Source organism: Chryseobacterium viscerum, from assembly GCF_002899945.2.
Classification (GTDB): domain Bacteria; phylum Bacteroidota; class Bacteroidia; order Flavobacteriales; family Weeksellaceae; genus Chryseobacterium; species Chryseobacterium viscerum.
The window spans coordinates 1-927 of sequence record NZ_PPEG02000029.1; the positions used below are offsets into that span (position 1 = coordinate 1).

Below are 927 nucleotides of genomic sequence, written 5' to 3' on the forward strand. Positions count from 1 at the left end.
TTTGTTGAATAACTTTAGATAGAATGATAGACTTCAAGGTCTAATAAAGGCTTTAAAGAATTCAACACTTTTGTTTAATCACAATACTAAGTTATGGAAAATTATCACAATTACATTGGGATTGATGTATCAAAGGATACATTAGACTATCAAATTATTGATAGTACAGCTAGACTTCTTGATCAAGGAAGAATTACTAATGATAAGAAAGGAATTAATATGCTGTTGAAGGGATTAAAGAAAGCTGATATTTGTCTCCAAGACACCTTATTTTGTTATGAAAATACAGGGGTATATTCTATGAACCTTAGCTTGATTCTCTCTGAATTGAGCGTTGACTTTGCAGAATGTCCACCTTTGGAAATCAAACAATCAAAAGGGATATGTAGGGGAAAATCTGATAAGGCTGACGCCAAAGATATTGCTATGTATGCATTTAGAAATATTGATAAAATTAAACTCACAAAGGTTCCAGAAGCAGATATCCTTAGCTTAAAGTTGCTTTATGCTGAACGTGAAAAAACAGTGGCAGCAATCAAAAACTTTAGTGCAACAGCTGAAAACAAAAGATTTCTACCAAAAGAGGTATTTAAACAGACTGAGGTAATCAATAAGAGGACACTTAATTTTCTAAAAAAAATACAACTTACCATAGAAATCCGTATTCGGGAAATCATTAAAGCAAATGAAATGCTTAATCATCAGAAGGAACTATTGATATCGGTTCCAGGGATTGGAGAAGTTACTGCATTGTATCTTTTGCTCGCTACAAAAGGATTTAAGAATTTTAAAAACTGGAGAAAATTTGCTTGTTATTCTGGTATTGTTCCTTTTGAATATTCCTCAGGTACTTCTTTAAGGGGCAAAAGTAGAGTAAGTCATTTTGCAGATAAAAAAATGAAATCAATTCTTCATATGGCTTCACTA

The 927-nt window shown here is 31.9% G+C and carries 1 protein-coding gene; it reads left to right on the forward strand.

The genetic code is table 11. The features are described 5' to 3' along the window. Window positions 1-93 precede the first annotated feature (93 nt). Window positions 94-927: IS110 family transposase (locus C1634_RS25630; RefSeq protein ID WP_109739385.1), on the forward strand; the 834-nt coding region annotated here is incomplete at its 3' end.